This is a genomic window from Rhizobium anhuiense, from assembly GCF_003985145.1.
Taxonomy (GTDB): Bacteria; Pseudomonadota; Alphaproteobacteria; order Rhizobiales; family Rhizobiaceae; genus Rhizobium; species Rhizobium anhuiense.
In genome coordinates, this window is record NZ_ML133547.1 from 1 (window position 1) to 24,172 (window position 24,172).

The following is a 24,172-nucleotide window of genomic DNA, read 5'->3' on the forward strand; positions in this document are numbered from 1 at the left end:
TTCCAAACTCGCGCCCAGAACACAAACCAGCAATCCGCCAATCCGCTTGAGGTTCTTTAGAACGAAAGACTTCGTCGCCAGCAGCGCCGCCGCCCTCGTTCAGTGAGGGGGCTTATAGAACTAACCCTCCCAAGCAGTCAACAGGCCATTTCGAAAAAAGTGATATTTCTTTCATGTCGTTGTTTTTCCAGATAGAATTCCGGGAGGCACCCAGATGCGGTCATTTCCCGGATTCCGATCGGCCTTAAACCCTCAGGAAAAGATGAACGTCTTTCGACTTTTCGTGGAAAGAACGCTCTTTTGTCTCCTGCGCCCCGACATCATCACAATCTGCTGGTCTTAAGAGACACACGATTCACACAGGCAAATGCAGGCAGACTGCCTTTTCCCGGGTGATTTGACTTCCATGCTTAAAATATGCACATCTTTCGCCCCAGCCAGGATGGCTAAGAAATGCTCTCTGAGACGCCTGATGTAAGGACGCGGACCCGACTGCCATGATGACGGAGAAAATGATGATCCGCTCGTTGGGCAACGAGCCTCCGCTTCTGGCCGACGGCAGACGCGCGCCCGACCGGCGCGAAGTTTCCCTGCGCTGGCTCTCGGGCACGTTCCTCACCGGCATCACATCGTCCGTGCTCATGGGTGTCGCCCTTTTTGCCGCCCTTGACGGGCGCCAGCAGCTGGCGATCCCCGCCGAAGCCTATGCAAGTGCCGCGACAGACGCGCATGAGGATACGACAGTGGTCCGCGGCGGCCGGCTGATCGCGCCCGCCATCGCCGCAAAACCGTCCGACCGTGCCATCATGGAAGTTTCGACCGTCGTCCATGACGGCGAAAAGGAAGTCGTGCGCCGCCAGCCCTTCGCGCATGTGAAGATGACGCTGGCCGCTAACCACGTGGCGACCGAGGACTATCCGGACTTCGATCCCCTGGCGATCTTTTCCGCCGACGAGCCGCAACCCGCCCCGCAAAGCCGCACCGGCGCGCTTTACGGCTCCGACGTCGAATCCGAAGTCAGCCTGAAGACCATTCCCTTCCCAACCGGCAAGACCAGCATGCAGATGGCGTCCGGCCTGTCGCTCGAAGAGGTCGAAGAGAACGTACGCTCCAACGGCTCGGTGCTGACCGACGGCAACACGCAGCTCGCAGCGCTTTATTACGTCGATCCGCGCCGTTTCTCCAACGAGGATGCCGATGTCGATCTGACCGCCGGCCTGTCCGCCCGTGTGCTCGAACAGAACATGACGGTCTCCGCATCGGAATCGATCACACCGCAGACCGAAGAGTTCGCCGACGACATCCTGCCGGTGCGCATCGACACGCCGATCGCCAAGGCGCTGACGGATTCAGGCTATCCGCAGCAATATGCCGATGGCATTGCCGGCTTTATCTCGCAGCAACTGGGGTCCACCGATCTCGATAAGGGCGACGTGCTGCGCATCGGCATCATTCAGAAGGGCGAACAGGCCAAGATCATCCGCGCCAGCGTCTATCGCGGCACGCGCCATCTCGTCACCGTGGCCGTCGACGACAAGGGCAGATACGTGCCCGGCAGCGAGCCGCCGATGCTGGATGCCATCGCCACCGCTTTCGATGATAATTCCTTCGCGCCGCCTCCCGGCCAGAACCTGCCGCGCGTCTATGACGGCATCTATCGCGCTGCCCTTTCCTACGGCATGACCAAGGATATGACGGCGCTGATCATCAAGCTGCTCGCCAGCAACGTCGATTTCCAGGCGCAGCTAAGGACGACCGACAGTCTCGAGGCCTTCTTCTCCGTCGCCGACAGCGCCGGCCAGGCGACCGAGGATTCCGAACTGCTCTACGTCAACGCCCGTTTCGGCGATACGCAGACGCGCTTCTATCGCTTCCAGGATCCCGATGACGGCACGGTCGATTATTTCGACGAGAACGGCAAGAGCATCCGCCAGTTCCTGCTACGCAACCCGGTTCCGAACGGCATCTTCAAATCGGGCTTCGGCATGCGCCGTCACCCGATCCTCGGTTTCGCCCGCATGCACACAGGTGTCGATTGGGCAGCGCCGCGCGGCACGGCGATCATCGCCGCCGGCAACGGCACGGTCGAGAAAGCCGGCTGGGATTCCGGCGGTTACGGCAACCAGACGATTATCCGCCATGCCAACGGCTATGAATCCTCCTACAACCACCAGAGCGCCATCGCCAAGGGCGTCGTCCCCGGCGCCAAGATCCGCCAGGGCCAGGTGATCGGCTGGGTCGGCACCACAGGCGAATCCACCGGCCCGCATCTGCATTACGAATTGATCGTCAACGGCACGAAGGTCGACCCGCTGCGCATCCGTCTGCCGGGCGGCAAATCGCTGCAGGGCGAGGCGCTGGCGAAATTCGAGGACGAGCGCAAGCGCATCGATACGCTGCTGAACAACCAGACGTCAGACCAGGTGGCCAGCAAATAATCTCCGACAGCGTCCTTTGAACTGCCTACACGCTGGTCATCCCGGTCGCCGATCGCACCCCAGACGAAAAATGGCGGCCGAAGCCGCCATTCCTCATTCATCCGCAAACCGGTTTACGCCGCTTCGCTCACCGTCTGCTGCGTCTTGAACTGCAGCCGGTCCGAACCGCTCGTCACCTTCACCGTCGATCCGTCCGGCACCTGGCCGGACAGGATCTGCTCGGCGAGCGGATCCTGCACGAACTTCTGGATCACCCGCTTCAGCGGCCTTGCGCCGTAGACCGGATCATAACCCTTGTTCGCCAGCCAATGGCGGGCGTCTTCGTCGAGATCGATGACGATCTTGCGCTCGGAAAGCAGAGCCACCAGCCGTTTCAGCTGGATATCGACGATCGCGCCCATCTCCTCACGTTTCAGGCGATGGAAGAGGATGATCTCGTCGATGCGGTTCAGGAATTCCGGCCGGAAATGCCCGCGCACGACCTCCATCACCTGCTCGCGAACCGTATCGCTGTCGTCGCCGTCCCTCAGCTGCGTCAGATATTCGGCACCGAGGTTCGAGGTCATGATGATCATCGTGTTGCGGAAATCGACGGTCCGGCCCTGGCCGTCCGTCAGGCGTCCGTCGTCCAGCACCTGCAGCAGGATGTTGAAGACGTCGGGATGCGCCTTTTCGATCTCGTCGAACAGCACGACCTGATAGGGCCTGCGGCGCACGGCTTCCGTCAGCGCTCCGCCTTCGTCATAACCGACATAGCCGGGAGGCGCGCCGATCAGACGGGCAACGGAGTGTTTCTCCATATATTCCGACATATCCATGCGCACCATCGCCGTTTCGTCGTCGAAGAGGAAGCGGGCGAGCGCCTTGGTGAGCTCCGTCTTGCCGACGCCGGTCGGACCGAGGAAGATGAACGAGCCGATCGGCCGGTTCGGATCCTGCAGGCCGGCGCGCGCGCGGCGGACGGCGCGCGACACGGCCTGAACCGCATCACCCTGGCCGATCACCGATTTCGCCAATTCGTCTTCCATCCGCAGCAGCTTGTCGCGTTCGCCCTCCAGCATCCTGTCGACCGGAATGCCGGTCCAGCGGGAAACGACGTGAGCGATATTGTCGGGGCTTACCACCTCCTGCACCATCGGGCCGCGATCGCCATCCTGCTTCTCGGCATCGACGAGCTGCTTTTCGAGATCCGGAATGACGCCGTAAGTCAGCTCGCCGGCACGCTGGAACTCGCCTTTGCGCTGGGCGATCGCCAGTTCGTTACGGGCATCGTCGAGCTGCTTCTTGAGATCGGCGGCAAGGCCGAGCTTCTGCTTTTCCGCCTGCCAGCGGGCCGTCAGCGCATCGGCCTCTTCTTCGAGGTCGGTGAGTTCGGTCTCCAGCCGCTTCAGCCGGTCGGCCGAGGCAATGTCGGTTTCCTTCTTCAGGGCCTCGCGTTCGATCTTCAGCTGGATGATGCGGCGGTCGAGTTCATCGAGCTCTTCCGGCTTGGAATCCACCTGCATGCGCAGCCGCGCTGCCGCTTCGTCCATCAGGTCGATCGCCTTGTCGGGCAGGAAACGGTCGGTGATATAGCGGTTGGAAAGTGTCGCCGCGGCCACCAGCGCCGCATCGGCGATGCGCACCTTGTGATGCTGCTCGTATTTTTCCTTCAGGCCGCGCAGGATCGAGATCGTGTCTTCGACCGTCGGTTCGTCAACGACGACGGGTTGGAAGCGGCGGGCAAGGGCCGGATCCTTCTCGACATGTTTGCGATATTCATCAAGCGTGGTCGCGCCGACGCAATGCAGCTCACCGCGGGCAAGGGCGGGTTTCAAGAGGTTGGAGGCGTCCATCGCCCCATCCGCCTTGCCGGCGCCGACCAGCGTGTGCATCTCGTCAATGAACAGGATGATCTCGCCGTTCTCCGCCTGCACTTCGTTGAGTACGGCCTTCAGCCGCTCCTCGAATTCGCCGCGGTATTTCGCACCGGCAATCAGCGCGCCCATGTCGAGCGCCATCAGCTTCTTGTCCTTGAGCGATTCCGGCACGTCGCCGTTGACGATGCGCAGCGCCAGGCCTTCGACGATCGCCGTCTTGCCGACACCGGGTTCGCCGATCAGCACAGGATTGTTCTTGGTGCGGCGCGAAAGCACCTGGATGGTGCGGCGGATTTCGTCGTCGCGGCCGATCACCGGGTCGAGCTTGCCCTCGCGGGCTTCGGCGGTGAGATCGCGTGCGAACTTCTTCAGCGAATCGAAACCCTGCTCCGCATTGGAGGAATCCGCCGTCCGGCCCTTGCGGATGTCATTGATGACTTGGTTGAGGCCCTGAGCCGTCACGCCTGAATTCTTCAGCGTCGAAAAGGTCGAGGCCGAGGATTCGATCGCCAGCGCCTGCAGCAGGCGCTCGACGGTGACGAAACTGTCGCCGGCCTTCTTCGCCGCCTCTTCAGCTGTTGAAAGTACCTTGGCAAGCGGTTGCGCAAGATAGATGTTGCCGTTGCCGCCGGAAATTTTCGGCAGCTTGGCCAAAGCCGCGTCGTTGGCAAGGCGGGCCGCCTTGGCATCGCCGCCGGCGCGCTCGATCAGCGAGGCCGCCATGCCCTGATCGTCGTCGAGCAGGACTTTCAGCACATGTTCGGGCGTGAATTGCTGGTGACCTTGCGCCAGCGCATAAGTCTGGGCGGACTGGATGAAACCGCGCACCCGCTCGGAATATTTCTCGATATTCATATTCTACCTCCATGGATCGCCCTGCCCTGACGAGGCGCAGACCGATGATTGAGATCGACCCCCTGAAAAGGCAGGCCGCGCTTTGCCCGTCTGGGATTTCGGGCGAAGCAGTTCGAGGAGAATATGGTAGCCTGTTCTGCGAGTTTAAAGCCCATAAAACGAAAATCCCCGGCGCGAGACCGGGGATTTTAAAGGCAATTTGAGCAGATGGCATGAACCTCACGCTCTCCCCTGAAGGAGAGGCGAAATCCTCATTCCGATGCGACGTCGGCCAGCACCGGCGCCTCGGCAGAGGCACCCTCGCCTTCAGCAGCAGCTTCCCCTTCTGCGCCGCGACGCGGGCGACGGGGACGGTTGCCGGTGCTGCGACGGCGAGGCTGGCGTTCGCGCGGCTGGCCGCCCGAACCTTCCTCGTCCATGGCGACTTCGGCCGGTATGCCTTCGATCTCCGGCTGCGGGCCGGTTCCATCGATGACCTCGGCCTGGGACACTACCGGCGCCGGAGCAGGAGTCGGCTGGGGCTGGGACTCAGGCTGCGGCCGCGGCTGATGCTGCCTGCTCTGCGGCGGCTGGACGATAACGACGTCGTCACCGTCATTGTCGTTGCTATCCATATCGTCGCCGTCGCGGTCCGCGCCGTCGCGATCATTGTAATCGCCGCGATCGTCGCGCTGGAAGCGCTCCTGCATCTGCGCCTGGGCGCTGGCGATGATACGATTGTAATGTTCGGCGTGCTGGAGATAGTTCTCGGCAATCACGCGGTCGCCGGAACTTTGCGCGTCGCGGGCGAGTTGCGCGTATTTTTCGGCGATATGCTGCGCAGTACCGCGAATCTTCACATCGGGGCCGGAGCTGTCATAGGTCCGGGTCAGCGGATTGCCGCCCTTGCGGTTGAAATTGTTGTTATTGTTATTTCCACCGCCGCCGTTGTTATTATTGTTGTTACCACGCCCTCGACCGCGCTTGTTCTGCTGTCCTGGCCTCATAGATCGTTCACCTGAATTCTCTGTTTGTGATGGATACATGGCACCAACCGCCATGACCGGAAAACCGGGTCAGGACCTTTGTGCCGCGAGCATACTGCGCCTTTGCGCCGACCTGCCGCTTGGTTCTCAAGTCAGTTTGACTGATTCACGCATTGGGTCGTGTTCAACCGTTGAAACTCTCATTTAAAAGAGCGGACCCCCGAGGCAAACCAAGTACCGAACGAATCTCGTTCATTCCTATCTGCCCAACACGTAACCGCAACCTATATTGCTTCCCTGGGAAATCCAAGCCTTTTCTTCGCAATAACAATAATGTCCTGTCCAGTGCAGCAATTATCGCCTGTCACGCGAGCGCGAACACGAGCACCCTGTCGTTCTGACCATAATCTTTCACGGATTTGAGGCACTTGAAGCCTTTCGCTTCAAAGATCGCCGTCACATCGTTTCGCTGATCGTAGCCGATCTCCAGTCCGACGAACCCATCGGGTCTCATGAACCTTGCCGCATCCTTGGCTATGGCTTTGTAGGCGTCAAGCCCATCCGGGCCGCCATCCAGGGCCGCAAGCGGATCAAATTTCGTCACTTCGGGAGCGAGATCGTGAATGACATTGGACGCAATATAGGGCGGATTTGAGACAATCGCGTGAAAGGACCCTTCGATGCTCTCGAACCATCTCGACTGTATGGCCTGAAACCGATCCAGCAATCCGTTTCTTTCTGCATTCGATCTTGCCGTCAAAAGCGCATCCGCCGATATGTCGCTGCCGACACCTGACGCATCAGGACACTCGCTCAAAAGCGCAAGGCATATTGCCCCGGTCCCGGTTCCTAGATCAAGGATATGGAGACCGCCTTCAGCTTTTGCAAGGTTGCGGAGATAGCCGAGCACCGTATCGACCAGGATTTCTGTATCCGGCCGCGGCTCCAGCGTTTCCGCCGAGAGCCGAAGCGGCAAGCCGTAGAACTCCCGCTCGCCGAGAATGCGATGCACCGGCTCATGGCCGAGCCGCCGCTCCACCGCCTTGAAGATCAGCTCGGACCGCTCGGGAGAAAGTCTCTCGGCCGATCGCGTCAACAGCTCGGTCGGCGACAATTTCAGAAGGCCCGCGACCAGCAGCCGCGCATCGGTCGCCGGATCGACGATACCTGCTTCGGTGAAGCAACGGCGCGCTTCGGCAAGCATATCGGCGATCGTCGAGCTCATTGCTGTTCGCCGAGCTGTGCCAGCTGGCTTGCCTGGTAATCGGCCATCAGCGCATCGACGACCTCCTCGATCTCGCCTTCCATCATCCGGTCGAGCTTGTAGAGTGTCAGGTTGATGCGATGGTCCGTCACCCGACCCTGCGGGAAATTATAGGTGCGGATGCGTTCCGAGCGGTCGCCGGAGCCGACCTGGCTCTTGCGATCGGCAGAGCGCTCGCTGTCAGCCCGCTGCCGCTCGGCATCGTAGAGCCTGGAGCGCAGCACCTGCATCGCCTTGGCGCGGTTCTGGTGTTGCGACTTTTCCGAGCTGGTGACGACGATGCCGCTCGGCAGGTGGGTGATGCGCACCGCCGAGTCCGTCGTATTGACGTGCTGGCCGCCCGCACCCGAAGAGCGCATCGTATCGATGCGGATATCCTCCGGCCGGATCTCGATGTCGATCTCCTCGGCCTCCGGCAACACCGCAACCGTTGCCGCCGACGTATGGATGCGTCCGCCCGCCTCGGTTTCCGGCACGCGCTGCACGCGATGTACGCCGGATTCGAATTTCAGTTTGGCGAAAACGCCCCTGCCGGTGATCGTCGCGATGATTTCCTTATAGCCGCCGGCTTCGCCCTCGCTTGCCGAGAGAACTTCCACCTTCCAGCCCTTTTCCGCGGCGAAACGCTCGTACATGCGAAAGAGATCGCCGGCAAAAAGGGCCGCTTCCGAGCCGCCGGTGCCGGCGCGGATTTCGAGGATCGCACTCTTTTCGTCCGCTGCATCCTTCGGCAAAAGCAGGATCTGCATGTCCTGTTCGAGCGTCTCGATCTGCTCTTTCACCTCCGGCAGTTCCAGCTCGGCGAGGTCGCGCATCTCGCGATCGACCGATTTATCCGCCAGCAGCGTTTCGAGATCGGCAAGCTCGGCGACCGCCTTCTCATAGGCGCGGATCTGCGTCACGACGGCCTGCAGCTCGGAATATTCGGATGCGAGCTTCACATAGACATCGGCAGCCGGGCCAGCCGACATGCGCGCCTCGATCTCGCCGAAACGGCGCTCCAGCTCGCGCATTTTTTCAACGGGAAGCTTCGCCACCCTTCACTCCGATTCTTCTTAATCTCTGTCTAAAGGGGAATATTGTGGCTCTCGGCGAAGCGGGCAAGCACCTCGCGCATCGGCATCACGGCGTGGTGATCGTCCAGCACCTCGTCCATCACCTTGGCCAGCGCCCCGACATCGAGCCCGAGCAGCATCGCCTTCACCGGTCCGATCGAGGCCGGCGACATCGAGATCGAGCGGAAGCCGATGCCGAGCAGCGCCATCGCCGAGATCGGTTTGCTGGCGAGTTCGCCGCAGAGCGTCACCGGCGTCTTGTTCCGATCCGCCCCGCGCACGATATCGCGCAGGATGCGCAAGAATGGTTTGCCGAGCGGATCGAAGCGATCCGAGACCCGCGCATTGCCGCGATCGACCGCCATCGAGAACTGGAAGAGGTCGTTCGAACCGACCGAAACGAAATCCACCGCCTCCATCAGTTCGTCAAGCTGCCAGAGCAGTGCAGGCACCTCCAGCATCGCTCCGAATTGCAGCTTGCGCGGCAACCCGTGACCGAAGCGCGAGAGGTGCTGCACTTCCTTCTGCAACAGCTCGCGCACGATCTTCAGCTCCGAAACCTCGGTCACCATCGGCACCATCAGCTTCAGTTCGGTGTCGGCCGACGCCTTCAATAGGGCGCGCAGCTGGGTGCGCAATAGTCCCGGCCGATCGAGCGATAGCCGGATGGCGCGCCAGCCAAGGGCGGGATTTTCTTCCTCATGGCCGCGGAAATAGGGCACGACCTTGTCGCCGCCGATATCCAGCGTGCGGAAGGTGACGGGGCGGCCCGCCGCCTGTTTTATCACATTGCGATAGAACTGCTCCTGCTCATCCGCCTTCGGCATGGTGGAGGCGATCATGAACTGCAGTTCGGTGCGGAAGAGGCCGATGCCCTCGGCGCCCGATTCCGAAAGCTGCGGCAGGTCGACCAGCAGCCCCGCATTCATCATCAGCGCGATCCGCTGCCCATCCTTCGTCACCGGCTCGACGGCGCGCAGCGCCCGGAACTGCTCCTGCCGTCTGGCACGGAAGCGGACCTTTTCCTCGTAGGAACGCCGATGATCGGCCATCGGCCGCAGATGCACATGCCCCTCGTCGGCATCGATGATCACGGCATCGCCGTTCTCGGCGAGCGCCACGACGCCGGCTGCCTGGCCGATGACCGGAATGCCCATGGCGCGCGCGACGATCACCACATGGCTCGTCACCGCGCCTTCTTCCAGCACCAGCCCGCGCACATTGGCACGTGGATAATCGAGCAGTTCTGCCGCCCCCATGGCGCGCGCCAGAATAACCGCGTCGCTGGGGAAACCCTCGGCCGTCGTCCGCCCGGTATAACCCGTCAACTGTCTGAGCAGCCGGTTCGCCAGATCCTCGAAATCGTGCATGCGTTCGCGCAGATACGGATCCGTCAGGCGCATCATCCGCGCCTTGGTATCGCTCTGCACCTTCTCGACCGCCGCTTCCGCCGTCAGGCCGTTGCGGATCGCCTCCTCGAGCTTGCGCACCCAGCCCTGATCATGCGCGAACATACGATAGGTTTCGAGCACCTCGCGGTGTTCGCCTTCCATCGACACGTCGCGACGCGACAGCATGTCGTCGATCGAGATCCGGAGCGAGCCCATGGCTTCGGCCAGCCGTCGGATTTCCTTCTCGGCATCCTCGTTGAGCAGGTTGGTGACGACGATGCGCGGCTCGTGCAGCACGACGTAACCGAGGCCGATGCCGTCATTATAGGTGTCGCCGTCGACGGTCACCGAACGCGTCAGGTCGAGTTCGAGGCCCGGCTTGGTGATCTTCTTGAGCTCGCCGGTGGCGATCATCTCGGCCAGCACCATCGCCGTCGTCTCGAGCGCTTCCAGCTCTTCCTCGCGATAGTTGCGGCTCGCCTTGTTCTGGACGACGAGAACGCCGAGCGAGCGCCCGGTTCGGAGAATCGGCACACCAAGGAAGGAATGGTAGATCTCTTCGCCCGTTTCCGGCAGGTAACGGAAAGCAGGGTGTGACTGCGCGTCGGAAAGGTTCAGCGGCTGGGCCGAGGCTGCGATCGTGCCGACGAGGCCCTGCCCCATCTTCAGTTGCGCCAGATGCACGGCCTCGCGGTTGAGACCTTCGGTTGCATAGAGTTCGAGGACGCCGTCGGCGCGCAGCACGTAGACAGAGCAGACTTCCGCCACCATGTTGCCGGCGATCTGGCGGACGATCCGGTCAAGACGATCCTGCGGCTCCAGCGGCTCCGCCATCAACTCGCGCAGCCGCCTGAGCAGCACGCGTGGACCGCCGGAAAGGTCTCTCATGGCGTCTCAAGCTCCCGAAACAACGCACTCAGTCCCGGCGGGCCGGCCCTCGTCTCCTCAACCTGAAGGGGCAGGCCGCCCACTGGGAATCAATTCTTATCCAGACCGTAGCAGGAATGCAAAGTCCTGACAGCGAGTTCTGCATAGGGACCGTCGATCAGGATGGAAATCTTGATCTCGGAGGTCGTGATCGCCTTGATGTTGATGCCTTTTTCGGCAAGTGCACGAAATGCGGTCGCGGCAACGCCCGCGTGGCTGCGCATGCCGATGCCGATGACCGATACTTTCACCAGCCCCGATTCGTTCTGCACGACATCGTAGCCGATCTTCTCCTTATGGTCGCCGAGCACCTTGATCGCCTTCTCGACGTCGCCTGAAGGGACGGTGAAGGTCATGTCGGTCTTCGACCCGTCCTCGGAGATATTCTGGACGATCATGTCGACATTGATATGGGATTCGGCGAGCGGTCCGAAGATCGCTGCGGAAACGCCAGGCCGGTCGGCAAGACGGCGAAGCGAGATCTGAGCCTCATCCTTGGCATAGGCGATGCCGGTGACTACTTCCTGTTCCACGATTTCATCCTCGTCACAAATCAGCGTTCCGGGCGGGTTCAACAGATCGCCCATGCCCGGAGCATCGGGATCTTCGAATGACGAGCGCACGAAGGTGCGCACCTTGTGCACCATGGCAAGCTCGACCGAGCGCACCTGCAGCACCTTGGCGCCGAGCGAGGCCATTTCCAGCATTTCCTCGAAAGCGATCTTCTTCAGCCTGCGCGCCTTCGGCACGATACGCGGGTCGGTGGTGTAGACGCCGTCGACATCGGTATAGATATCGCAGCGATCCGCTTTGACAGCTGCCGCGATCGCGACGGCGGACGTGTCCGATCCGCCGCGCCCGAGCGTCGCGATACGGTTGTCGGGTCCCAAACCCTGGAAACCGGCGATGACGGCAACCTGCCCCTCGCCCATCCGCTTGACGATGTCGGAGCCGTCAATCTCCATGATCCGCGCCGCGCCATGAGCGTTGTCGGTGTGGATCGGGATCTGCCATCCCTGCCAGGACCGCGCATTGATATCCATCGCCTGCAATGCGATCGCCAGCAGCCCGGAGGTCACCTGCTCGCCGGATGCGACCACCGCATCATATTCCCGCGCATCGTAAAACGGAGAATTGGCACCGATCACCTTCGGCGTGCCTTGCACCCAGCCGACCAGTTCATTGGTCTTGCCGGACATGGCCGAGACGACCACCGCCACCTCGTGCCCGGCATCGACTTCGCGTTTTACGTGGCGGGCAACGTTCTTGATGCGGTCCAGGTCAGCGACGGATGTGCCGCCGAATTTCATTACGATGCGTGCCATATGCCTCTACCACGACTGGCGCCGGGACAGCGGAAAACCGAACCCGGCATCACGAAAGCTCTGGGGCGGACCGCCTGGCCAAAGAGCCGGATTCCCAACTTCTGGAACCGCTCTAAAAGCCCAGGCCCCAAAAGGCCCCAAGTTGCGGCGTCTCTTAGCGAGTTTGGCGGGGGTAGGCAAGCGCACGCGATAAAAGCTGTTGGCGAGCGGCTCCGCGCTCGTCAGTCCGCTGATCCACGCCCCTTGACTTATGCCGTCGATCGTCCGACTTCACATTGAGCGAATGAAGGAGTGGACGATGACGGAAGGCGCCAGAAGCACGATCGACCAGGGCGAAGTGGACCGCTTCTCGGCGATGGCGGCGGAATGGTGGAGCCCGACCGGCAAGTTCAGGCCGCTACACAAGTTCAATCCCGTCCGGCTTACCTATATAAGAGACAAGGCCTGCGAGAATTTCGGCCGTGATCCGAAAAGCGCCCGCCCGCTCGAAGGCCTGCGGGTGCTCGATATCGGCTGCGGCGGCGGCCTCCTGTCCGAACCTGTCGCCCGCATGGGCGCCTCCGTCACCGGCGCCGATCCGTCCGAGAAGAATATCGGCATCGCCTCTACCCATGCCAAGGCATCAGGCGTTTCGGTCGACTATCGCGCTGTCACTGCCGAGGAGCTCGCCGACGCCGGCGAGACCTTCGATATCGTCTTGAACATGGAAGTGGTCGAACACGTCGCCGACGTCGAATTTTTCATGACGACCTGCGCGAAAATGGTCCGCCCCGGCGGTCTGATTTTCGTTGCCACCATCAACCGCACGATGAAGGCGGCCGCGCTCGCCATCTTCGCCGCCGAAAACATTCTACGCTGGCTGCCGCGCGGCACGCATCAATATGAAAAGCTGGTGCGCCCGGAAGAGCTGGAAAAGCCGCTGGCCGCAAGCGGCCTCGAGATCACCGACCGCACCGGCGTCTTCTTCAACCCACTGTCGAACCAATGGAACCTGTCCAAGGATATGGACGTCAATTATATGCTGCTGGCAAAGCGGCCGGCGTAAGTCCAGGGCAGGCGCCACATGCAGGTAGCCATTGCAGCAGGCCGCGCGGACTGCGTCAGTTCACGTCTTCCGGCAAAACCGGAATGGCTGCGATCTCGATGCCCTCTTCGAGGAGTGCCTGCGCCTCGTCGAAAGTCGCCTGGCCAATGATGCCGCGGGCATCCGCCTCGCCATAATGGATCTTGCGGGCTTCCTCGGGAAACTGCGTGCCGACATCCTCGGAATTGGCCTTGACGGCCGCGACCGCCTCTTTCAGCTTCCGCAGGGCCTCCTGGCGCATGGCATCCATCGCCAATGTCTGGATCTCGTCCTTCTTCCGCGCCGTCGACACCGAAGGCGCCATCAACAGCTTGGAAATAGCAGCGGAATGACAGACGGGGCAGGTCAGGAAGCCGGTCGCGACCTGACGGTCGAAATCGGCGCTTTCGGAAAACCAGCCTTCGAATTCATGGGCATTGTCACAGGTGAGAGAATAGCGGATCAAGCGGCGACGCCTCCTGCGACTGCCCCCGCAATCTTCTCGACCGAGAATTCCCGGCCATTCCTCAGGTTCGGGATCTTATCATGCGCGGTTTTGACCGCACTGGGATCGATCTCGGCAACGATAATGGCCTCGCCGGTGGCGCCGGCCGACGCCAGCACCGTGCCCCAGGGATCGATGATCATCGAATGGCCAAAAGTCTCGCGGCCGTCCTCATGCCGGCCGGCCTGTGCGGCGGCGATGACGAAGACACCGTTCTCGATCGCGCGTGCCCTGAGCAGAATCTCCCAATGCGCCTCGCCGGTCTGTTTGGTGAAGGCGGCGGGAACCGTCATCACCTCGGCGCCGGCAATCGCCTGGGCGCGGAAGAGCGTGGGAAACCGCACGTCGTAGCAGATCGTAAAACCCATTTCGGCAAAGGGCAGCGACAGGACACGGGCCTCCGAGCCGGCCGTATAGGCGGCACTTTCACGCCAGCTCTCGCCATTGTCGAGGTCGACGTCGAACATATGGATCTTGTCGTAGCGATTGAGGATTCGGCCGTCGGGACCGAAGAGGAAACCGCGATTGGCGATTTTGCCGTCGGCAAGGGCGATTGCCGTCGAGCCGACATGCACGTGGATGCCGAGTTCGGCGGCGAGCTCCGAGCCGGTCTTGACGATGATGTCATGCGCCTCGTCAGCAAGAACGGCGCGCGCCGCCGCGCGATCGCGCTGCAACATGCCGGTCATCTCCGGCGTCTGCACATAGATCGCGCCCTCTGCGGCAGCCTCGCGCGCCAGCCGCGCCATGGCTGCGGCGTTTTTCACCGGATCGACCCCGGAACACATCTGGATGGCGGCGGCCTTGAAGCTCATCGATTTGTCCTCAGGCCGCCAGCATCGGATCGAGCTTGCCGGCCCGATCGAGCGCGAAGAGATCGTCGCAACCGCCGACATGATCGGCGCCGATGAAGATCTGCGGAAAGGTGGTGCGGCCGTTCGACTTGCCGATCATCTCCTGGCGAAGATCCGGCGAAAAGGTTGCGTCGTGTTCGACGTAGTCGACGCCCTTTTCTTCGAGAAGGGACTTGGCGCGGCTGCAATAGCCGCAGAACTGCCGTGTATAGATCGTGACGGGTACCATAATTTCTCCAGACCGATGCCGGGTATTTCTGTCATATAGGCTCGGAGAGAGCCCTTGCAAAGGTCAAAACCGTTATCTCGGCCGCACCTGCCTTGCGCAATGTCCGGCTTGCCGCAGCAACCGTCGCCCCCGTTGTATAGACGTCGTCGACGAGGACGATGCGCTTGCCGAAAATGTCGTTTTCGCAACCCTTGGCAATCGCGAAAGCGCCCCTGACATTGTCCTCGCGCGCCTTCGCGCCAAGGCCAACCTGCTGGCTGGTGCGCTTGACGCGAACAAGCGTGGCTGCAAGCAGCGGCTTGCCCGAAAGCCTTGCCATATGGCGGGCAAGCTCGGCTGCCTGGTTGAACTTGCGCGCCAGCATGCGGGTGCGATGCAGCGGCACCGGGATCAGCGCATCGCAGCTTTCGACCGCCCCGTCGGAAGCGCGCAGCATCCAGGCGGCCATCATCGGCGCCAGATCGGTACGGTCGCGATATTTCAGCCCATGCACGAGATCGCGGACCGCATGGTCGTGGGTCGCAGCCGACCGCAGCCGGTCGAAGGGCGGCGGGTCAGCAATCGCCTCGGCACTGAGGATGCCGGCACCGAGATCGTGCGAGAAGGGAATGCCGAGCACCTCGCAATAGGGCCGTTCGATGAAGCGGATGCCGGACCAGCATTTTGCGCAGAGCCCGCGATGGCCGCCTGTGGAAATACCGCAGACGGAGCAGGCGGGCGGATAGAAGAAATCGGCAAGCGCCGACAACGGCCGCAAGAGATGCGCCCGCAAAAACTCTGCCGGTCTTTCGAAATCGATCGAGCCCATGCGGCTAAGACTAGAGCCTTTCCTGGTCAGATTGAAGCATTCTGTTGGCTCAAACGGAATCGGATGGTCGACCGGCCGGCGCGCGTCGTAGCCCAGTTCTACGGCCAAGCCGGCCGGTCGATCAGCCGGCCCGTTTCAGCCAACCCTCCCGCAGATTTGCTAGGCAAATCTGCGGGACTTTAGAATCGCCGGACGCACCTATTGCTTCGCATGGCGAAGCAGTGCGGCCGGTGGGCCGGGCATCTCTACGCCAGGACAGAGGCGATCGGCTCGGACGTACCAAGGGGTATGTCCGTCGCCAATCGCCTTTGCCCTGATGAAAACCTGCTCCGGCAGAATGCTTCAATCTGGCCAAGAAAGGCTCTGGCGCGTTCTGCGCGAAACGAAAATCGTCTTGCCGCCTAAACGACGCGGGACTAAGGACATCGCCATGGAAACGATCTTCGACAAGGCCCTGATCGCCGCACACCGCCATCGTGCGCTTGCCAGCAACGACCCGAAAGCCGCCTTCCTGCTCGACATCGCCGCTGAGGAAATGGCCGAGAGGCTTGCCGTCGTCGAGCGGACCTTCGAGACCGCCGTCGAGCTGCACGGCGCAACCGGGGCTGCCGCCCGTGCGGCGCTGGCGACGGGCAAGATCGGCACGATCATCCGCGTCGAAAGCGAGAAGGCCTATGCCGGGCCGGGCGAAACCTTGATCGAGGCGCCGCTCGAAGATGTGCCGCTCGAACCGCAATCGGCCAATCTCATCCTTGCGCCGCTCAGCCTGCATCTGACCAACGATACGCCTGGCGTTTTCATCCAGATTCGCCGAGCCCTGAAGCCGGACGGGCTGTTTCTCGCTGCGATCCCCGGCGCCGGGACCCTCCAGGAACTGCGCGAGGTGCTGCTGGCCGCCGAGGTCGAGATGACCGGCGGCGCAAGCCCGCGTGTCATTCCCTTCGCCGATGTGCGCGATGTTGGCGGCCTGATGCAGCGCGCCGGCTTCACGCTGCCGGTGATCGACACGGAGAACTACACGGTGCGCTATGATTCGCTCTTCCCGCTGATGCGGGATCTGCGAGCGATGGGCATGAGCAATCCGCTTGCAGCCCGCGGCCGGATGCCGCTGACACGCGCCTTCTTCCTGCGCGCAGCGGAGATCTACGCCGAACGCTATTCCGATCCCGACGGGCGCATCCGCGCCACCTTCTCGATCATCTATGTCTCGGGATGGGCTGCGCACGAGAGCCAGCAAAAGCCGCTGAAGCCCGGTTCGGCCAAGGCTCGCCTCGCCGATGCGCTGAAAGTGGACGAGCACAAGCTCAGGCAGTAATGGCCGGCTGCCTCTTCAATTCCCAGGCAGATTGTTGCCGATCGCGTTGAAAATATCCTGCAGTCTGCCGGAGAAGATACCGAGAGCAGAGACAATTGCGCCACCGATGACGGCGGCGATCAGCCCATATTCGACCGCCGTCGCACCTCTATTATCTGCAAGAAATGCCTTCAAAAAATGCATCACCCAACCCTTAGCGCGAACGGACAGCAAACGACCAATTCCACGACCATCAGGTGATGGCCGACATTTTTCAGCAACCGGCGCCGACGCCATAGCCCTGGACGACGCAGACCGAGCCGGGTGTATCCTGGAGGACGCTGCGGCGAATCGTATAACGCTTGCCGCTTTCGGCCTTCGGAATCGATCCTGTTGTCATCGTATCAAATTCAAGGGGAGCGCTGGCAAAGACACTCTTTTTCGAGGAATCCGCAAGCATCGGCGTCAGGATGAGCGTCAGCGCAACCACCGCCGTACCGAACAGAAGGGCGATATTGAGCGCACCCGTCCTGCGCGAGGCAGACGAAGCCCGTTCCTTTTCCCGGACAGCTTTCCAGAAATCATCGTCCATGACGTCAAGCCTTTTAATACACGCACGCCAGATGCTTGATTGAGGCCGATCTTTGGCAGAAGGTGTTAAACGATCCATTAATATCCACAGCCGAAAACGACACGGCGCGATAATAATCAGGTAACGCTAAAGTAAATCCTGCAGCATCGGGATGAGCGGCTCGTCGGCCGGCGGCATCGGATAATCGCGCAACGCCTGCGGCCGCACCCATTTCAGCGCCTGGCCCTCGCGGCCCTGGGGAACGCCCTCATAGCGCCGGCAGATATAAAGCGGCATCAAAAGGTGGAAGGTCTCGTAGGAATGGCTGGCGAAGGTGAGCGGCGCCAGGCAGGCGATCTTGGTCTTGATGCCGAGCTCTTCCTCGAGCTCGCGCACCAGCGTTTCTTCCGGCGTCTCGCCAGGTTCGACCTTGCCGCCGGGAAACTCCCAGAGCCCCGCAAGCGACTTCCCCTCGGGACGCTGTGCCAATAGGATACGCCCGTCGGTATCGATCAGCGCGCAGGCGGCGACCAGCAATATCTTCCGGCCTGCCTCGATCATTTCGGCTCCCGCTGCCAATAGCAATAATGATAGGCGTCGCGAAAACCGAGGCGCTCATAGAGGGCGATCGCCGGACGGTTGGAAAGCTTCACCTGCAGCCAGGCCGAACGAGCGCTGCGCATGCGTGCCCAGCGCAGCGCCGAGGTCAGGATCTCGGTGCCAAGCCCCTCGCGCCGCCGCGCCTCGGAGACCGAAAGCGACATGATGCCGGCAAGATCGTTGTCCTGAACGCAGAGCACGGTCGCAAGCGGGCCATCCGTCGCATTCTCGATCATGAACAGGCCGGATGGCGGCTTGATCGCCGTAATGATTTCGGCAAGCGCCGGCTTCAAGCTCAGTGGCGCCCGCTCGACGGCGAGATTGGCATCGACGAAACGGCCGACATCATGGGTCGGCAGGTGATCGAGCGTGTCCGGCAATTCCGCCTCGGCCAGATCGCAGGTCATCACGACAGTCTCGTCGAACTGCATCCAGTTCTGCTGGCGCAGAAGTTCGATCAGCACCGGCGAGGCAAGCGGCGTCTGGCGGACCACGACGGCGCGGCCATAGGCCTCGAACTTCCGGCTCGCCTTTTCCAGGCGGATTTCGACGTCGCGATGATCCGAAGGATCGAGCGGCACGATCGAATTCAACCGGTTGGACGGGTGGCCGGCCGTCAGCCGCACCTGCCAGCTGCCGTCATATTGCACGGACGCCGCCGGCCAGGCGCGGAAGCCGACAGCCTCCAGCCTGCGGACCAGCGGCAGATTGTGTGAGGAAATGGATGCCTGCGCCAATGACCGATCAGCTCCGATAGTCGCCATTGATCGCAACATATTCCTTGGTGAGGTCGCAGGTCCAGACCGTAGCCGTGCCGGCACCGAGCCCGATATCGACTTTGACGGGGATATCCTGCGCCTTCATGACATCAGAGGCGGCCTCCTCGGAATAATCCGGGTCACGCTCGCCGTTGACGGCGACCCTGATGTCGCCGAACCAGATGGCGAGCCGGTCGCGATCGGCCATCTCGCCGGATTTGCCGACCGCCATGACGATACGGCCCCAATTGGCGTCTTCGCCGGCGGCCGCCGTCTTGACCAGCGGCGAATTGGCGATCGACAGTGCGATGCGCTTGGCGGCGGTATCGCTCTCGGCGCCCGTCACTGTGATCTCGAGCATCTTGGTGGCACCTTCGCCGTCACGCACCACCTGCAGCGACAGATCCTTCAGCACTTCGTTGAGTGCAGCGCGGAAGGTGGCAAGGCGCGGATCATCGGCGCGTTCGATACGGGCCTGGCCGTCCTCGGCCGCCGCACCCGTCGCAAACAGCATCAGCGTATCGGAGGTGGAAGTGTCGCTGTCGACAGTCATGGAATTGAAGGTCGGGCCGACACCGTCGGACAGAAGCGCCTGCAGCGCGGCCGGTGCAATGTCGGCATCGGTGACGACGAAGGAGAGCATGGTCGCCATATCAGGCGCGATCATGCCGGCGCCCTTGGCGATGCCGTTGATCGTCACGGCCACGCCGCCGATCTCGGCGCTGCGGGTCGAAACCTTCGGGTAGGTGTCGGTCGTCATGATCGCCTTGGCGGCCTCGAACCAGAAATCGCCCGTCGCTTCGACCTGCATCCGATCCAGAACGCCTGCGAATTTGGTGGCATCGAGCGGCTCGCCGATGACGCCGGTCGAGGCCAGATAGATCTCGTTTTCAGCGCAGCCAACGGCAGCGGCAGCCGACTGCGCCGTCAGCGCGGTCGCCTGGCGGCCCTTCAGCCCGGTAAACGCATTGGCATTGCCGGAATTGACGACGACGGCGCGGGCGCTGCCATGGGGAAGATTGGCCCGGCAGAAATCGACCGGCGCCGACGGGCACTTCGAGCGGGTGAAGACGCCCGCAACGGCCGCCGGCCTGTCGAAGACCATCATCAGCACGTCGGTGCGGTTCTTGTACTTGATGCCGGCGGACGCCGTCGCCATGCGCACGCCGCGCAACGGCGGCATCGAGACGAAGGATTTCGGAGCGAGCGGAGAGACGGAACCGGACATGATAAGACCTGCCAATGAGCATTTCCAGGCGAATTGGAAACCGGTTCGCCGTCCGGAAATGCGACAACAAACGATGCCGGAGCATGATGCCGAAAGTGTCGGCGTTTTTCGACGACATCATGCTCTGCTTTTTGATTTGGAAGGGCCCGGAAGAACCGGGCCCCGATGCGATGATTACTGCTGCGGCGCCGGCGCGACGGGCTCGCTGCCCGGCTCCGGCTGCTTGTTGGCCTGGTCGTAACCCTTGCGCAGCGTCTCGTCCGAGATCTCGATCTTGGCGGAGGCCTTCGCCTTGTTCAGAAGCTCAAGATACTTGTCGCGCATGACGAGCTGACGAACCTGATCCTGCACCTGCTCGAAGGGCGGCGGCGGAGCGTCGCGCTTGTCCTCGACCTTGATGACGTGGAAGCCGAAATCGGTCTTGACGGGTGTCTTGGAATAGGTGCCCTTCTCCAACGCGAAGGCTGCGTCCTCGAATTCCTTGACCATGCGGCCGCGCGAGAAATAGCCGAGATCGCCGCCTTCCGACTTGTTCGGATCGGTGGACTTTTCCTTGGCGAGTTCGGCAAAATCCTTGCCGGCGTCGAGCTGCTTGATGATGTCCTTGGCTTCGTCCTCGGTCTTGACGAGGATGTGACGGGCGTGGACTTCTTCCTGCTTCGGCAGGGCAGCGACTTCCTTGTCGTAGCGGGCCTTGACTTCCTCAGGCGTCACGATGTCGACGACATGCTTCTTGAAATAGGCGTTGTGCAGCTCGCGATCGGTGAGATACTGCATGCGCCTCTTGAATTCGTCGGTCTGATCGAGCTTCTCGGCCGCAGCGTCGGCGGCGAGCAGCTTCACGTCGATGGCGGCGGAAAGGGCTGCGACCTTCTTCTGGTCATCAGGGAGCTGCGCCAGCTGCGGGTCGAGATTGGCGACGGCAAGGTCGAGTTCCGACTGGTGGATCTCCAGATTGCCGACCTTGGCGATGACGGCGTCATCGGCATAGGCCGGGGCCTGGAGCGCAACAAAAGTTGCGAACGCCAGAACGGCAAGTTTGTTGGTGCTCAACATGAAATACCCTTCACAGTTACATCGCCGGTTTCAGCATCGCCTGAATCCAGCCCAAAATAGCCATCAACACCGGATTGTGGCCTTTCTGTATCCGCCAAATCCGTTGACATCATTCGACCCCCCTCTTATCTGTCACGCAACCTCGCGTCCAGAACAGTTTCCGGGCGTTTTAAGGCGCGCGCCTGATTTTCGGCTGGGCCGCGAATAAGAAACGTCGGGGATGAATATTGAGAAAGGACCAGTCATATGGTCAGCTTTGGCGGTATAGCCCGCAAGTTATTTGGTTCTTCCAATGACCGCCGCGTGCGGTCCTTCCAGCCGAACGTCACTGCCATCAACTCTATCGAAGAGAAGACGAAGGCCCTGACGGACGAGCAGCTCGCGGCAAAGACCGTGGAGTTTCGCGCCCTGCTCGCCGAGGGCAAGACCCTCGACGACATTCTGATCCCGGCCTTTGCCGTCGTGCGCGAAGCCTCGCGCCGCGTTCTCGGCCTGCGACCTTTTGACGTACAGCTGGTCGGCGGCATGATCCTGCATTCGAATGCGATCGCCGAGATGAAGACCGGCGAAGGCAAAACCCTCGTCGCCACCCTGCCGGTCTATCTGAACGCGCTTTCCGGCAAGGGCGTGCACGTCGTCACCGTCAACGATTACCTCGCCCAGCGCGACGCCGCCACCATGGGCCGAGTCTACGGCTTCCTCGGCATGACCACCGGCGTCATTGTCCACGGCCTCTCCGACGAGGAGCGTCGCGCGGCCTATGCCTGCGACATCACCTATGCCACCAACAACGAACTCGGCTTCGATTATCTGCGCGATAACATGAAGTACGAGAAGAACCAGATGGTCCAGCGCGGCCATAACTTCGCGATCGTCGACGAAGTGGACTCGATCCTGGTCGACGAGGCGCGCACGCCGCTGATCATCTCCGGTCCGCTCGACGACCGCTCCGAACTCTATAATACGATCGACGCCTTCATTCCGCTGCTGGCGCCCAGCGACTACGAGATCGACGAGAAGCAGCGCTCCGCCAACTTCTCCGAAGAAGGCACTGAGAAGCTGGAAAACCTGCTCCGCCAGGCCGGCCTCCTGAAGGGCAACGCGCTCTACGACATCGAGAATGTCGCGATCGTCCACCACATCAACAATGCGCTGAAGGCCCACAAGCTCTTCCAGCGCGACAAGGACTATATCGTCCGCAACGACGAAGTCGTCATCATCGACGAGTTCACCGGCCGCATGATGCCGGGCCGCCGTTATTCGGAAGGCCAGCACCAGGCGCTGGAAGCCAAGGAAAAGGTGCAGATCCAGCCGGAAAACCAGACGCTGGCCTCGATCACCTTCCAGAACTACTTCCGCATGTACGGCAAGCTCGCCGGCATGACCGGTACGGCGCAGACGGAAGCGGAAGAATTTGGGAATATCTACAATCTCGATGTCATCGAGGTTCCGACCAACCTGCCGATCAAGCGCATCGACGAGGACGACGAGGTCTACCGGACCTTCGACGAGAAGTTCAAGGCGATCATCGAGGAAATCCTCGATGCCCATAAGCGTGGCCAGCCGGTGCTGGTCGGCACCACCTCGATCGAGAAGTCGGAGCTGCTTGCCGAACGCTTGCGCAAGCAAGGCTTCAACGACTTCCAGGTGCTGAACGCCCGCTACCACGAGCAGGAAGCCTATATCGTCGCCCAGGCCGGCGTGCCGGGTGCCGTCACCATCGCCACCAACATGGCCGGCCGCGGCACCGACATCCAGCTCGGCGGCAACCTCGACATGCGCATCGAGCGCGAACTCGGCGATGTCGAAGCCGGTCCGGAGCGTGACGCCCGGATCCAGGCGATCGTCGAGGAGATCAAGGAACTCAAGCAGAAGGCGCTCGCCGCCGGCGGTCTCTACGTCATCGCCACCGAACGCCATGAAAGCCGTCGCATCGACAACCAGCTGCGCGGCCGTTCCGGCCGTCAGGGCGACCCCGGCCGCTCGAAGTTCTACCTTTCGCTTCAGGACGATCTGATGCGCATCTTCGGCTCCGACCGCATGGACAGCATGCTGACCAAGCTCGGCCTCAAGGAGGGCGAGGCGATTGTCCATCCCTGGATCAACAAGGCCCTGGAGCGCGCCCAGAAGAAGGTCGAAGCCCGCAACTTCGATATCCGCAAGAACCTTCTGAAATATGACGACGTTCTCAACGACCAGCGCAAGGTAATTTTCGAACAGCGCCTCGAGCTGATGGAAGCGGCCAATATTTCCGAAATGGTCTCCGACATGCGCCGCGAGGTAATCGAGGACATGGTCGAAAAGCATATCCCCGAGCGCGCCTATGCCGAACAATGGGATGCTGCCGGCCTGAAGACCGGTGCTTTGAACATCCTCAATCTCGATCTGCCGATCGAGGACTGGGTGAAGGAAGAAGGTATCGGCGAAGACGATATCCGCGAGCGGCTGACGCAAGCCACCAATGCCGCCTTCACGGAAAAAGCCGAGCGTTTCGGCGACGACATCATGCATTATGTCGAGCGCTCGATCGTCATGCAGACGCTCGATCATCTCTGGCGCGAGCATATCGTCAATCTCGACCATCTGCGCTCCGTCATCGGCTTCCGCGGCTATGCCCAACGCGATCCGCTGCAGGAATACAAGTCGGAAGCCTTCGAGCTCTTCACGGCGCTGCTCAACAATCTGCGCGAGGCCGTCACCGCCCAGCTGATGCGCGTCGAGCTGGTGCAGCAGGCGCCCGCCGAGCCCGAACCGCCGTTGATGCAGGCCCATCACCTGGATCCGACGACCGGCGAAGACGATTTCGCCCCAGCGATCTACCAGGCATCGGAAGTCATCGTTTCTCCCGAAAACCGCAACCCGGATGACCCGGCCACCTGGGGCAAGGTCGGCCGTAACGAGACCTGCCCCTGTGGTTCCGGCAAGAAATACAAGCATTGCCACGGCGCCTTCGAGCAGGTCTGAGGCAAGCCGCAACGATCCTGAAAATGCCGCCTTCGGGCGGCATTTTCTTTTCTCCGGCAACGCCTCACGATCGTAACTCAGCGTCGGGCAGCAAGCCCGATCCGGAACCGTTTCTTAACCCTGTTCTGTCAAGACTTCATGCGCGATTTGCCTGACCTTAGAG

21 protein-coding genes are annotated in these 24,172 nt (G+C 61.6%); 5 read left to right on the plus strand and 16 right to left on the minus strand.

Going from position 1 to position 24,172, the window contains the following annotated elements:
- Positions 1–497: 497 nt before the first annotated feature.
- A complete protein-coding gene (locus tag EEQ99_RS33490; protein ID WP_028757565.1) occupies positions 498–2,438 on the plus strand; it encodes a M23 family metallopeptidase in 1,941 nt (646 codons plus the stop codon).
- A 113-nt stretch (positions 2,439–2,551) separates the two neighbouring features.
- Here EEQ99_RS33490 and clpB read toward each other — a convergent pair whose 3' ends face one another.
- Positions 2,552–5,152 carry an ATP-dependent chaperone ClpB gene (gene clpB / locus EEQ99_RS33495; protein WP_047619963.1) on the minus strand — a complete coding sequence of 867 codons (2,601 nt, stop codon included), beginning with the start codon at positions 5,150–5,152 and terminating at the stop codon, positions 2,552–2,554.
- 44 nt (positions 5,153–5,196) lie between these two features.
- Between clpB and EEQ99_RS34835 the strand changes: the two genes are divergently transcribed.
- Positions 5,197–5,355 (plus strand): hypothetical protein, encoded by a 159-nt coding sequence (locus EEQ99_RS34835; RefSeq protein WP_164736004.1) that lies wholly within the window; start codon positions 5,197–5,199, stop codon positions 5,353–5,355.
- 48 nt (positions 5,356–5,403) lie between these two features.
- On the opposite strand, the gene EEQ99_RS33500 is transcribed toward EEQ99_RS34835, so the two are convergent.
- From EEQ99_RS33500 to EEQ99_RS33520, 5 genes are all read right to left on the minus strand, one after another.
- The gene (locus tag EEQ99_RS33500; RefSeq protein ID WP_063476311.1) at positions 5,404–6,138 is read right to left on the minus strand and encodes a DUF4167 domain-containing protein; all 735 of its coding nucleotides are present in this window, start codon (positions 6,136–6,138) and stop codon (positions 5,404–5,406) included.
- Between the two features lie 343 nt (positions 6,139–6,481).
- Entirely contained in the window at positions 6,482–7,342 is an 861-nt protein-coding gene (gene prmC, locus EEQ99_RS33505; protein WP_127431883.1) for a peptide chain release factor N(5)-glutamine methyltransferase, read from the minus strand.
- Positions 7,339–8,418, minus strand: a complete 1,080-nt coding sequence (gene prfA / locus EEQ99_RS33510) for a peptide chain release factor 1 (protein ID WP_127431884.1) — start codon at positions 8,416–8,418, stop codon at positions 7,339–7,341. The genes prmC and prfA overlap by 4 nt, the downstream gene beginning before the upstream one ends.
- 29 nt (positions 8,419–8,447) lie before the next feature.
- Positions 8,448–10,715, minus strand: coding sequence for a phosphoenolpyruvate--protein phosphotransferase (gene ptsP, locus EEQ99_RS33515; protein WP_047619955.1), 2,268 nt, complete (start codon positions 10,713–10,715; stop codon positions 8,448–8,450).
- A gap of 89 nt (positions 10,716–10,804) precedes the next feature.
- Complete coding sequence (locus tag EEQ99_RS33520; RefSeq protein ID WP_047619953.1) at positions 10,805–12,079, minus strand: aspartate kinase; 1,275 nt, start codon at positions 12,077–12,079, stop codon at positions 10,805–10,807.
- A gap of 298 nt (positions 12,080–12,377) precedes the next feature.
- Between EEQ99_RS33520 and ubiG the strand changes: the two genes are divergently transcribed.
- Complete coding sequence (ubiG, locus tag EEQ99_RS33525) at positions 12,378–13,124, plus strand: bifunctional 2-polyprenyl-6-hydroxyphenol methylase/3-demethylubiquinol 3-O-methyltransferase UbiG (RefSeq protein WP_047619973.1); 747 nt, start codon at positions 12,378–12,380, stop codon at positions 13,122–13,124.
- Between the two features lie 55 nt (positions 13,125–13,179).
- Here ubiG and EEQ99_RS33530 read toward each other — a convergent pair whose 3' ends face one another.
- The 4 genes from EEQ99_RS33530 to EEQ99_RS33545 are packed head-to-tail and all read right to left on the minus strand — an operon-like array spanning position 13,180 to position 15,538.
- On the minus strand, positions 13,180–13,608 hold the full coding sequence (locus EEQ99_RS33530) for a DUF1178 family protein (protein WP_047619951.1): 429 nt from the start codon (positions 13,606–13,608) through the stop codon (positions 13,180–13,182).
- Positions 13,605–14,462, minus strand: coding sequence for a carbon-nitrogen hydrolase family protein (locus EEQ99_RS33535; protein WP_127431885.1), 858 nt, complete (start codon positions 14,460–14,462; stop codon positions 13,605–13,607). Before EEQ99_RS33535 ends, EEQ99_RS33530 begins: the two co-directional genes overlap by 4 nt.
- 10 nt (positions 14,463–14,472) lie before the next feature.
- Entirely contained in the window at positions 14,473–14,730 is a 258-nt protein-coding gene (gene grxC / locus EEQ99_RS33540; protein ID WP_047619947.1) for a glutaredoxin 3, read from the minus strand.
- Between the two features lie 31 nt (positions 14,731–14,761).
- On the minus strand, positions 14,762–15,538 hold the full coding sequence (locus EEQ99_RS33545; protein WP_127431886.1) for a ComF family protein: 777 nt from the start codon (positions 15,536–15,538) through the stop codon (positions 14,762–14,764).
- Between the two features lie 430 nt (positions 15,539–15,968).
- Here EEQ99_RS33545 and EEQ99_RS33560 point away from each other — a divergent pair, with 430 nt between their 5' ends.
- Positions 15,969–16,853: a methyltransferase domain-containing protein gene (locus EEQ99_RS33560; RefSeq protein WP_127431887.1), complete on the plus strand. Its 885-nt coding sequence runs from the start codon at positions 15,969–15,971 to the stop codon at positions 16,851–16,853.
- Between the two features lie 15 nt (positions 16,854–16,868).
- On the opposite strand, the gene EEQ99_RS33565 is transcribed toward EEQ99_RS33560, so the two are convergent.
- From EEQ99_RS33565 to EEQ99_RS33590, 6 genes are all read right to left on the minus strand, one after another.
- Positions 16,869–17,036: a Flp family type IVb pilin gene (locus EEQ99_RS33565; RefSeq protein ID WP_047619943.1), complete on the minus strand. Its 168-nt coding sequence runs from the start codon at positions 17,034–17,036 to the stop codon at positions 16,869–16,871.
- 70 nt (positions 17,037–17,106) lie between these two features.
- On the minus strand, positions 17,107–17,424 hold the full coding sequence (locus EEQ99_RS33570) for a hypothetical protein (RefSeq protein ID WP_047619941.1): 318 nt from the start codon (positions 17,422–17,424) through the stop codon (positions 17,107–17,109).
- A gap of 126 nt (positions 17,425–17,550) precedes the next feature.
- Positions 17,551–17,964 (minus strand): 8-oxo-dGTP diphosphatase MutT, encoded by a 414-nt coding sequence (gene mutT / locus EEQ99_RS33575; RefSeq protein ID WP_127431888.1) that lies wholly within the window; start codon positions 17,962–17,964, stop codon positions 17,551–17,553.
- Complete coding sequence (locus EEQ99_RS33580) at positions 17,961–18,767, minus strand: GNAT family N-acetyltransferase (RefSeq protein ID WP_127431889.1); 807 nt, start codon at positions 18,765–18,767, stop codon at positions 17,961–17,963. Before EEQ99_RS33580 ends, mutT begins: the two co-directional genes overlap by 4 nt.
- On the minus strand, positions 18,748–19,989 hold the full coding sequence (gene argJ, locus EEQ99_RS33585) for a bifunctional glutamate N-acetyltransferase/amino-acid acetyltransferase ArgJ (RefSeq protein ID WP_063476305.1): 1,242 nt from the start codon (positions 19,987–19,989) through the stop codon (positions 18,748–18,750). The genes EEQ99_RS33580 and argJ overlap by 20 nt, the downstream gene beginning before the upstream one ends.
- Before the next feature lie 174 nt (positions 19,990–20,163).
- Positions 20,164–21,045: a peptidylprolyl isomerase gene (locus EEQ99_RS33590; RefSeq protein WP_047619934.1), complete on the minus strand. Its 882-nt coding sequence runs from the start codon at positions 21,043–21,045 to the stop codon at positions 20,164–20,166.
- 246 nt (positions 21,046–21,291) lie between these two features.
- On the opposite strand from EEQ99_RS33590, the gene secA reads away from it, so the two are divergent.
- The gene (gene secA / locus EEQ99_RS33595) at positions 21,292–24,009 is read left to right on the plus strand and encodes a preprotein translocase subunit SecA (RefSeq protein ID WP_063476304.1); all 2,718 of its coding nucleotides are present in this window, start codon (positions 21,292–21,294) and stop codon (positions 24,007–24,009) included.
- Positions 24,010–24,172: the final 163 nt, after the last annotated feature.